The sequence below is a fragment of the Dietzia sp. CQ4 genome (genome assembly GCF_014145125.1).
In the GTDB taxonomy this organism is placed as follows: Bacteria; Actinomycetota; Actinomycetes; order Mycobacteriales; family Mycobacteriaceae; genus Dietzia; species Dietzia natronolimnaea.
Genome location: NZ_JAALDZ010000056.1, coordinates 1 through 10,091, shown reverse-complemented (window position 1 = coordinate 10,091; position 10,091 = coordinate 1). Strand labels below are relative to the sequence as shown.

Genomic DNA, 10,091 nt, shown 5'->3' with positions numbered 1-10,091 from the left:
GGGTCCGGGTCCGGGTCCGGGTCCGGGTCCGGGTCCGTGCCCACACCCGAGCGACCCCCGTCGCCGGACTTCGTCCAGTCGCTCGCCCGCGGCCTCGCCGTCATCACCGCATTCGACGCCGACCACCCCCGACAGACCCTCAGCGAGGTCGCCCGGACCACCGGACTCACCCGCGCGACCGCGCGCCGGTTCCTCCACACACTCGTCGAGCTCGGCTACGTGGACACCGCCGGGTCGGCCTTCTGGCTCACCCCCCGCGTGCTCGACCTGGGTTACAGCTACCTCTCGGCCATGCCGCTGACGGATCTGGCCCAGCCGCACCTCGAACGGCTCAGCGCACGGCTCGACGAGTCGTCGTCGATCGCCGTCCTCGACGGGCACGACATCGTCTATGTCGGACGTGTCCAGGTCCGCCGGATCATGAACATCGGGATCACCATCGGCACCCGGTTCCCCGCCTTCGCCACCTCGATGGGCAGGGTCCTGCTCGCGGCCCTGCCCGCGGAGGAGCTGGAAGCCCATCTGGCGGCAACCGATCTGCGCGTCCGCACCCCGCACGGGATCGCGGACCCGGACGGATTGCGCGCCGAACTCGCGGCGGTCGCCGACCGCGGGTGGGCGCTCGTGGACCAGGAGCTCGAACCGGGCCTGAGATCTCTGGCCGCCCCGGTGCGCGACCGTCACGGGCGGGTCGTGGCCGCGCTCAACGTCTCCACACACGCCGCCCGGTATTCGATCGACCAGCTCCGCCACGAGCTCGTCCCCGTGGTCGTGGACGCGGCCCGGGCACTGTCCGCGGACCTGTCGACCGTCACTCGTTGACCTGTTCCCACTGAGACCCCTCCCCACACTCACCACCTCGGCTACCACCAGGAGAACCCATGCGCGACGTCGTCATCTGCCAACCCCTCCGCACGCCGGTCGGCCGCTTCGGCGGCGTGTTCCGCGATCTGGACGCGAACACGCTGGCCACCTCGCTGCTCACCGCGCTCGTCGAGCGCACCGGCCTGACCGGGGCGGACGTCGACGACGTGATCCTGGGCCAGGGCTCGCCCGGCGGCGAGGGTCCCGCCATCGGCCGGATCGCCGCCCTCGACTCCCCGCTCGGCATCGACGTGCCCGGGATGCAACTGGACAGGCGCTGTGGCTCCGGACTCCAGGCGGTGATCACCGGCGCGCTGCAGGTGGCCTCCGGCGGAGTGGACCTCGTGGTCGCCGGAGGAGTCGAATCGATGAGCCAGGTGGAGTTCTACGCCACGCCCTCGCCCCGCTGGGGCATCACAGGCGACGGCGTCTCGCTGATCGACCGCCTCGGCCGCGCCCGCACGACGGTCAGTGGCCGCTCCCACGTGATCGACGGCGGGATGATCGAGACCGCCGAGAACCTCCGCCGCGAGTACGGCATCACCCGCGAGGAGCAGGACCGGCTGGCAGTGCAGTCCCACCAGCGTGCGGTGGCCGCCCAGGAGTCCGGGGTGTTCGCCGAGGAGATCGTCCCGGTCGCCGTGCCGCAGCGCAGGGGCGGGGACCTCGTCGTCGACACCGACGAACACCCCCGCGCCGACACCACGGTCGAGGCACTATCGGGCCTCCGGGCGATCATGGGCCGGACCGATCCCGAGGCCACCGTCACCGCCGGCAATGCCTCGGGCCAGAACGACGGCGCCGCGATGTGTGTGGTCACCACGGTGGACCGGGCCGCCTCGCTCGGCCTGACCCCGCTCGTCCGCCTGGCGTCCTGGGCCGTGGCAGGTGTCGCCCCGGAGACGATGGGGATCGGCCCGGTCCCCGCCACCGCCAGGGCGCTCGACCGGCTCGGCTTGACGCTGGCGGACATCGACGTGATCGAGCTCAACGAGGCCTTTGCCGCCCAGGCGCTGTCCGTCATGCGGGAGTGGGACATCGACCCCGCCTCGGAGCGCCTCAACCCCCACGGCTCCGGGATCTCCCTCGGCCACCCCGTCGGCGCGACCGGCGCCCGGATGCTCGCCACCCTCTCGCACGAGATGGTCCGGCGCGACGCCCAGTGGGGCCTGGAGACCATGTGTATCGGCGGCGGCCAGGGTCTTGCCGCCGTCTTCGAGCGCGTCTGACCGGCCCCTTGTCCATCGTCAAGAGCGTTCCGCACACATCGCTCGAGTGGATGTGTGCGGAACGCTCTTGACGATGATCTCGACGTGGAGGGGTCGGCCGCAGACCCGTCCGAACCCGGTCGGCCGGGACGTCAGTCGTCGATGCGCGACGGGTGCCTCGTCAGCGCCATGACCTCGATATCCATGTACGGGAACAGCGGCAGGCCCGAGAGCAGCTCGTGCAGCTCGTCGCCGGATTCGACGTCGAAGATGCTGATGTTGGAGTACTGGCCGACGATGCGCCAGAGCTCCCGCCACGTCCCGGAGCGCTGCAGCTCCTGGCTGTAGGCCTTCTCGCGGGCGACGGTGTCCTCGCGTACCTGCGGATCCAGGTCACGGGGGATCTTGACGTCCATGCGGACGTGGAACAGTGCCATCTCGGTAGTCTCCTCTACTTCTCAGTGGCCGGCGGGCCGGCGGGTCAGTGGTGTCGGCGGGCTGGCGGGTCAGTGCGGTCAGCGACGGGTGAACTTCTCGACGGCGTCGTGGTCGATCTCCACGCCCAGGCCCGGACCGTCCGGGAGATGGACCCGGCCGGCCTCGTACCTGATCGGCGTGCTCACGTACGTCTCGGCCAACAGCAGCGGGCCGAACAGTTCGGAGCCGTGGTTGAACCCGGGTTCGGCGCACGCGAGGTGCAGCGACGCCATGGTTCCGATGGGCCCCTCCAGCGAGGTCGCTGCGTGGCAGGCCACCCCTGCCGCGCGCGCGATCGCCACGACCTCCTTGCTCCGGGTCAGTCCGCCGAGCTTGGTGGTCTTGACGGCGATGACCCCGGCGGCGTCGCGGCGCACCACCTCGAGAGCATCGTGCGGGGACTGGACTGATTCGTCGGCCATGATCTGGACGGGCAGCGCGCGGTTGAGCTCGGCGAGCACCTCGATCTGCTCGGTCGGGGTCGGTTGCTCGATCAGTTCGATGCCCGCCTCGACCAACGCCGGGAGGTGCACGTTGGCGGTGAACCGGTCCCACCGGGCGTTGATGTCCACCCGCAGGCCGGCCCGGCCGTCGAGGCGCGCGGCGAGCGCGGCGATACGCGCGACGTCCTCGGCCGGGTCCAGGGCCCCCATCTTGAGCTTGAAGGTGCGGTGGCGGTCGGCGGCGAGCAGCTCGTCGATCTCCTCGACCATCTCCTCGAGCGGCATGGCACCCAGCGCCCACGTGCACTCGATGGAGTCGCGGACGGCGCCCCCGAGGAGGGACCGCACCGGCACCTCGAGAGTGCGCGCCCACGCGTCGAACATCGCGATCTCGAGTGCGGCCTTGGCGAAGCGCCCCCGGGCCACCACACCCTCCATCGCCTCGAGGACCGCCGGCACCTCGTCCACGCGTCGACCCACGGCAACGGGGGCGAGGTACTTCTCCACGAGAACCTGCATCGTCTCGGCGGACTCCCCGCCCCACCAGGGGCCACCCGGGGTCACGCCCTCGCCGTAGCCGACGACGCCGTCAGCCGTGGTCACCGACACCAGGAGGATGGACTGCTCGGTCGCGGTGGTGGTGGCGAACCTGTGGGGGCGGATGAGCGGAACGTCGAGGATGCGTGTCTCGACGGATCGGATGGTCATGTCGGTCATGTCGGTCATGTTCGGTCCTCGACGTGATGTGGGCTGGGTGGGATCACCGGCGCCCCGGCCGCTCGTGGCGACCGGGGCGGGCGACGACGATTCCGGGACAGGAGGTGATCAGGCGACGTAGCGGGCCTCGGAGACCGGATCGAGCACGAAGTCATAGGTGACCTCGTCCGTACCGTCGGCACCCGGCCGGGGATTCAGGATGAGCTCGGGCTTGACTGCTCCGGCGACGTCGTCCTCGACGTACTCGCCACCCTGGAAGTACAGCTGGGTGGTGATGAGCCGCTTGCCCGGGGCCGTCACCTTGAGGTGCAGGTGTGCCGGACGCCACGGGTGGCCGTCGTAGCTGGCGATGAACTCGCCGGTCGGGCCGTCGTGCGGGATCTGGTACGGCGCGGGCTGGATCGTGGTGATCTCGAAGCCCCCCTCGGCGTCGGTGGAGAAGGTGCCGCGCAGGTTCCACTCCGGGATACCCAGGCCGTCGTCGAACTGAGAGTAGTAGCCATCGGAGTCGGCGTGCCAGAGCTCGACTGTCGCGCCCTCGATGCCGGCGCCGTCCAGGTCACGGACCTGGCCCTTGAACACCAGAAGAGTGCCCTTCTCGTCCTTGCGCATCGGCATGGTGCCCTTGGCGCCGAGGTTCGGGGCGTCCGGCACGTAGTACGGGCCCTCGATGGAGCCCTTGGTGCCGTTGAAGATCCGGCTGTTGGAGTCCTCGATGAAGTGCTCGAGGAAGACGTCGAGCCACAGCGGCCACTCGCCACCCTCGCCGACGCTGATGAGCCACTGCTTGAGGACGCGGTACTCGTCGTAGGTCACCTCGTGCTGGTAGATGACCTCGGACAGCTTGGTCAGCACGTCCTTGTAGATGGCGGCCGCGCGCTCGGGCGAGGTGTCGGACCCGACCCGGTTGCCCTTGAACTTGTCGGTGGCGGCGCTACCGGAACCGGAGGCGGTGGGGACTGCGGTGGTGGGGACAGCGGTGGTGGGGACAGCGGTGGTGCTCATGACGCTCCCTGCGTGAGTGGGGGGACTGGATCGGGCCGGTGGACGATGTCCCGGTTCGGGATCCCCGTCGGCCGATGCCCTCACTGTGCCCCCGCCGCGGGTGTGTCGTCAATCACCCTTCTATACGTTTGTAGTGGCTTCCGTGTGCGCGTTTCGCGCCTCCCGAGCACGTTCCCGCAGATGAGCGTCCGGATGCGGCCTCGCTGTTCGCGGTGCGAACAACTGACACCTAGGCACGACTAGGCAAACCCCTAGTGTGACTCGTCCCACAGTCAGGCACCGTTGGGGTCATCACGGCACCAGGTCGCCTGAGTGGTGGCCCGCCCCGACCCCGCTAGGAGCACTCGATGTCCGATCGACTCGACCATCTGCAGCACACTCTCGACACCGCTCTCGAGGACCGTCCCGCCGAGGGCGTCATCCGCGCGAACCGTCGCATCTTCACCGACGAGGAGCTGTTCGAACTCGAGATGACGCACATCTTCGAGGGCAACTGGGTCTACCTGGCGCACGAGAGCCAGATCCCGAACATCGGCGACTACTTCACCACCGACATCGGCCGCCAGCCCATCATGATCACCCGCGGCAGGGACGGAGAGCTGAACTGCCTGATCAACGCCTGCTCGCACCGCGGGGCGATGCTGTGCCGCCGCAAGACCGACAACCGCACCACTCTGACCTGCCCTTTCCACGGGTGGACGTTCTCCAACTCCGGTGAACTACTGAAGGTCAAGGACCCGCGGGACGCCGGCTATCCGGAGCAGTTCAATACCGGCGGTTCACATGACCTTCGCCGTGTGGCCCGGTTCGCCAACTACCGCGGGTTCCTCTTCGGCAGCCTGAACCCCGACGTGCTGCCGATCGAGGAACACCTCGGTGACAGCCGGACCATCATCGACATGCTCGTCGACCAGTCCCCGGAGGGCCTGGAGGTACTTCGTGGGTCCTCGACCTACACCTTCGACGGCAACTGGAAGCTCCAGGCCGAGAACGGTGCGGACGGATACCACGTCTCGGCGACCCACTGGAACTACGCGGCCACCACCGCCCGGCGGGGCTCCGGTGAATCCAAGAACGAGACAAAGGCCATGGACGCCGGCACCTGGGGCAAGCAGGGAGGCGGCTACTGGTCGTTCGACCACGGCCACCTGCTGCTGTGGATGTGGTGGGGCAACCCCGAGGATCGTCCGCTGTGGGAGCGCAGGGACGAACTGGCCGAGCAGATCGGCGAGAAGAAGGCGGAGTTCATGGTCGGGGCCTCCCGGAACCTGTGCCTCTACCCCAACGTCTACCTGATGGACCAGTTCTCCAGTCAGATCCGGCACTTCAAGCCGATCTCCGTGGACAAGACCGAGGTGACGATCTACTGCATCGCCCCCAAGGGCGAGAGCGCCGAGGCGCGCGCCGCCCGGATCCGCCAGTACGAGGACTTCTTCAACGCGACGGGCATGGCGACGCCGGACGACCTGGAGGAGTTCCGCTCCTGCCAAAAGACCTACCTGGCCGGCGCCGCACCGTGGAACGACATGACCCGCGGATCCACGCACCAGGTCGCCGGACCCGATGCCACCGCCCGAGGTCTGGGGATGGAGAACGTGCTCTCCTCCGGCGCCAAGACCGAGGACGAGGGCCTGTACCCGGTACAGCACGGGTACTGGCTCGAGACCATGCGCCGCGCGTTGGAGGCGGAGGAACGCGCCGCCGCCGAGGCGGGGAAGAACGGGGTGGCGCAGAGCGTCGCCGCGTCCGCCTCCCTCTGATCTGACCCGCGCTGATCTGACCCGCGCCCCCTCCTCCCCACGCCCACGAAAGGACCGATCATGTCCGCACCCTCAGTATCTGAACCGGCGGTGGCGTCGATCTCCGTCGAGGAGATCTCCGCCTTCCTCTTCCGCGAGGCCCGCCTTCTCGACGACCGGCAGTTCGAAGCATGGATCGAGTGCTATCGCGAGGACGCGATGTACTGGATGCCCGCGTGGGACGACGACGGCGAGCTCACCACGGACCCCTACTCCGAGATCTCGCTCATCTTCTATCCCAACCGGGCCGGCATCGAGGACCGGGTGTTCCGCATCCGTACCGACCGGTCGTCGTCCACCTCCCTCCCGGAACCCCGCACGGGCCACCTCATCAGCAACATCGAGGTGACGGACAGGCGACCCGGCGAGGTCGACGTCCGCTTCAACTGGCTCTCCTCGTACGTCCGCTACAAGACCACCGACCAGTACTTCGGGACGTCCTTCTACACCCTCGACGTCACCGGGGAGACCCCGCTGATCACGTACAAGAAGGTCGTCCTCAAGAACGACTACATCCACCACATCGTGGACGTCTACATGGTGTGACCCGCGTTGCCACGAGTCCGCCCCACCGGGGCGTCGACGATCACCGGACCGCCCAGTGCGGTCGATCATGCCAGCGACAAGAAGTGAGATCCCATGAGTTACCAGGTGGCCCTGGGCTTCGAGGACGGTGTGACGCGCTTCATCACATGCGGCCCGTCGGAAACCGTCGCCGACGCCTCGTACAAGGCCCGAATCAACATCCCCCTCGACTGCCGCGACGGAGCATGCGGCACGTGTAAGTCACTGTGCGAGTCGGGAGACTTCGACGGCGGCGACTACATCGACGACGCACTCACCGCTGCCGAGGCCGAGGCCGGATTCTGCCTGCCGTGCCAGATGGTCCCCCGCTCGGACCTGGTGGTCCAGATCCCCACCACCTCGGACGTGGCCAAGACGACCGCGGCCGCCCACCCGGCGACCGTCACGGCGGTCGAGCGCCTGGCCGAGGGCGCGTTCGCGCTGACCGTGGAGCTCGACGACCGTGGAGCCCTGGCGTTCCTGCCGGGGCAGTACGTGAACGTCTCGGTTCCCGGCACCGACCAGGTCCGCTCGTACTCGTTCTCGACCGGCCCGGACGACGACCGCCTGTCGTTCCTCATCAAGTACGCCCCGGGCGGCGCGATGTCCGAGTACCTGGCGCAACGGTGCACGGTGGGCGATCGGCTCGACCTCACGGGCCCGATGGGCAGCTTCTTCCTGCGCGAGTCACCGCGACCGCTGCTCCTGCTCGCGGGGGGCACCGGACTCGCGCCCGTCCTGTCGATCCTGGAGAGCCTCGCCGTCGCCGGTTCCGGGGACAGGCCCGTGCACCTGGTCTACGGCACGTCACGCGACACCGACGTGGTGTGCACCGATCTGCTCGACGACTACACGACACGGCTGCCGGGGATGACGTGGGACCTGGTCGTGTCCGACCCGGCCACGGCGTTCCCGAACACCGGATACGTCACCGGGTTGATCCGGCCAGAGCACCTCCATGACGGGACGGCCGACATCTACCTGTGCGGTCCGCCGCCGATGGTGGAGTCCGTCCGGACCTTCCTGGACACCGAGGGCCTGGAGGTCACACACTTCTACTACGAGAAGTTCACCCCGGCCACCGTGGCCGGAGACGGGGCGGCCGATCCGGGCGCCCGGGTCGAATCCACCACACCCGTTGAGACCCCGGAACCCACCGCCCACGCCGCGGTCGCACCGGTCGTCGTCGACACCACCGCCGCCCGCGCGGAACACGAGCCGGTCGCGGTCGCCACGGCCCCCGACGGGCTCGCCACAGCCGGGCCCGTCTCAACCGGGCCCGTCGCGGCAGAACTCGCCGATTCACCGATCGCAGCGCGGCCCGTGGACTTCCGTCCGCGCACTCCGGGGTTGTTCCCCTCCGCCGGCGCAGGGTCGCGCGGTCCCGCACGCCCGCAGCCGGCCATCGCCGCCAGGCCGGTCGGGTTCGAGTCCCGTGTCCCGGGTGCGTCCGGCCCCGGGTCCTCGCCGGGACAAGCGGCCGAGGACGAGGTCTCACCCCTCGCCGCCCGGCCGGTGGGATACGTCCCCCGACCCGTGACCCTGCACCCCGTCCCCCGGACCTCCGTCCCGCCGACGACGTCGTCCGCCCTGTCGCTACCCGGGGGCGAGCGGTCCGAGACGATCACGTCCTCGACCGGTGTCGTCAGCGGTGAGGTGCATCCCGGGATCGCCCACTCGGACGCCCAGTTCGACGCCCGGATGGCGCTCGAACTCGGAGCCGTCGAGCTCACCATGGGCCGACTCGACGCCGCTCGCCTCGCGGAGTTCCGCATGCTGGCGGAGTCGGCCAACCAGTACATCCAGGGGGATCGCTTTCTCGACCCGGCGCGCTTCACCGCCGCGAACGCGCAGTTCCACGAATACCTCTTCCGGTGCACCGGCAACGAGGCCCTCCTGCAGGCCTACCGGATCCTGGAGGTCACCCGGGTGATGAACAGTGTCCTCCCGGACGCCCGCTGGGTGTCCGAGGACATCGTGCCGGAGCACCTCGAGATCGTCACCGCGTTCGAGAACGGGGATCGCGACGCGGCACGCTACCTGATCCGGCGCCACACCGAACACGCCAAGGCGACCATGCGGGCCGCGCTCGCCGACTCGTCCGTCGGGGTGGCGTCGTGAGCGCCCCGGTCGGTGACCACGACGCCGTCCCACCCGTTCTCTCCCCCGGCCGTTTCGACGGCCTGTCCGTTCTCGTCACCGGAGCGGTTCAGGGAATCGGTCGTGCGGTCGCCGACCGGGTCGTCCGGGAGGGCGGACTGGTCACCGCCGTCGACCGCGCGGAGGCGATCACCGAGGTCGCCGAGGACCTGACCGCCGTGTCGCCGGACGGCCACAGGGTGACCACGGTGGTCGCCGACCTCGAGACGTTCCAGGGCGCACACGTCGCGGCCGAGGCCGCACTCTCCGCCCACGGCCGGATCGACGTACTGATCAACAACGTCGGTGGCACGATCTGGGCCCGGCCCTACCACGAGTACTCGCCGGAACAGATCGAGAAGGAGGTGCGTCGTTCGCTGTTCCCCACGATGTGGATGTGCCGCGCGGTCCTGCCGTCGATGGTCTCCGTCGAGGCCGGAACCATCGTCAACGTGTCCTCGGTGGCCACGCGCGGCGTCAACCGGGCCCCGTACGCGGCGTCCAAGGGCGGGGTGAACGGACTGACCACAGCGCTCGCGCTCGAGGCGGCTCCACACGGGATCCGGGTGGTGGCCACCGCTCCCGGCGGAACGCTCGCCCCGGCGCGCCGCATCTCCCGCGGTGGTGACGCCCGCACCGCCGAGGAGAAGCGCTGGTACCAGCAGATCGTGGACCAGACCGTCGAGTCCAGCGCGCTCGGTCGCTACGGCGACCTCCACGAACAGGCCGCCCCGATCTGCTTCCTGGCCTCACCCGAGGCGTCGTACATCACCGGGTCGGTCCTCCCCGTCGCCGGCGGGGACCAGGGCTGACCGCCCGTCTCTGCTCCCTCTTGTCCCGTCCCGCCCCCCGTCCCGCCCCCCGTCCCGTCCCAC

General features: G+C 69.5%; 9 protein-coding genes. 6 read left to right on the top strand and 3 right to left on the bottom strand.

Annotated elements, in window-relative coordinates:
• Positions 1-36: 36 nt before the first annotated feature.
• The gene (locus G6031_RS04025; protein WP_182616101.1) at positions 37-822 is read left to right on the top strand and encodes an IclR family transcriptional regulator C-terminal domain-containing protein; all 786 of its coding nucleotides are present in this window, start codon (positions 37-39) and stop codon (positions 820-822) included.
• 59 nt (positions 823-881) lie between these two features.
• The gene (locus G6031_RS04020) at positions 882-2,093 is read left to right on the top strand and encodes an acetyl-CoA C-acetyltransferase (RefSeq protein WP_182640233.1); all 1,212 of its coding nucleotides are present in this window, start codon (positions 882-884) and stop codon (positions 2,091-2,093) included.
• Positions 2,094-2,224: 131 nt separating this feature from the next.
• Here G6031_RS04020 and catC read toward each other — a convergent pair whose 3' ends face one another.
• The 3 genes from catC to catA form a co-directional block, all read right to left on the bottom strand.
• The gene (gene catC, locus G6031_RS04015; protein ID WP_179524922.1) at positions 2,225-2,509 is read right to left on the bottom strand and encodes a muconolactone Delta-isomerase; all 285 of its coding nucleotides are present in this window, start codon (positions 2,507-2,509) and stop codon (positions 2,225-2,227) included.
• Between the two features lie 78 nt (positions 2,510-2,587).
• Positions 2,588-3,709 (bottom strand): muconate/chloromuconate family cycloisomerase, encoded by a 1,122-nt coding sequence (locus G6031_RS04010; protein ID WP_179526202.1) that lies wholly within the window; start codon positions 3,707-3,709, stop codon positions 2,588-2,590.
• A gap of 108 nt (positions 3,710-3,817) precedes the next feature.
• Entirely contained in the window at positions 3,818-4,714 is an 897-nt protein-coding gene (catA, locus tag G6031_RS04005; protein ID WP_182644089.1) for a catechol 1,2-dioxygenase, read from the bottom strand.
• A 347-nt stretch (positions 4,715-5,061) separates the two neighbouring features.
• On the opposite strand from catA, the gene benA reads away from it, so the two are divergent.
• From benA to G6031_RS03985, 4 genes are all read left to right on the top strand, one after another.
• On the top strand, positions 5,062-6,474 hold the full coding sequence (gene benA, locus G6031_RS04000) for a benzoate 1,2-dioxygenase large subunit (protein ID WP_179524920.1): 1,413 nt from the start codon (positions 5,062-5,064) through the stop codon (positions 6,472-6,474).
• Positions 6,475-6,534: 60 nt separating this feature from the next.
• Positions 6,535-7,059: a benzoate 1,2-dioxygenase small subunit gene (gene benB, locus G6031_RS03995; RefSeq protein ID WP_179524919.1), complete on the top strand. Its 525-nt coding sequence runs from the start codon at positions 6,535-6,537 to the stop codon at positions 7,057-7,059.
• A gap of 93 nt (positions 7,060-7,152) precedes the next feature.
• Positions 7,153-9,198, top strand: a complete 2,046-nt coding sequence (benC, locus tag G6031_RS03990; protein WP_182652512.1) for a benzoate 1,2-dioxygenase electron transfer component BenC — start codon at positions 7,153-7,155, stop codon at positions 9,196-9,198.
• Positions 9,195-10,028 (top strand): 1,6-dihydroxycyclohexa-2,4-diene-1-carboxylate dehydrogenase, encoded by an 834-nt coding sequence (locus G6031_RS03985; protein WP_182644525.1) that lies wholly within the window; start codon positions 9,195-9,197, stop codon positions 10,026-10,028. Before benC ends, G6031_RS03985 begins: the two co-directional genes overlap by 4 nt.
• Positions 10,029-10,091 lie beyond the last annotated feature (63 nt).

Coding starts and splice junctions, on each gene's coding strand:
- G6031_RS04020 (WP_182640233.1), top strand. CDS start 882: ATGCGCGACGTCGTCATCTGCCAACCCCTCCGCACGCCGGTCGGCCGC.
- catC (WP_179524922.1), bottom strand. CDS start 2,509: ATGGCACTGTTCCACGTCCGCATGGACGTCAAGATCCCCCGTGACCTG.
- G6031_RS04010 (WP_179526202.1), bottom strand. CDS start 3,709: ATGACCGACATGACCATCCGATCCGTCGAGACACGCATCCTCGACGTT.
- catA (WP_182644089.1), bottom strand. CDS start 4,714: ATGAGCACCACCGCTGTCCCCACCACCGCTGTCCCCACCACCGCAGTC.
- benA (WP_179524920.1), top strand. CDS start 5,062: ATGTCCGATCGACTCGACCATCTGCAGCACACTCTCGACACCGCTCTC.
- benB (WP_179524919.1), top strand. CDS start 6,535: ATGTCCGCACCCTCAGTATCTGAACCGGCGGTGGCGTCGATCTCCGTC.
- benC (WP_182652512.1), top strand. CDS start 7,153: ATGAGTTACCAGGTGGCCCTGGGCTTCGAGGACGGTGTGACGCGCTTC.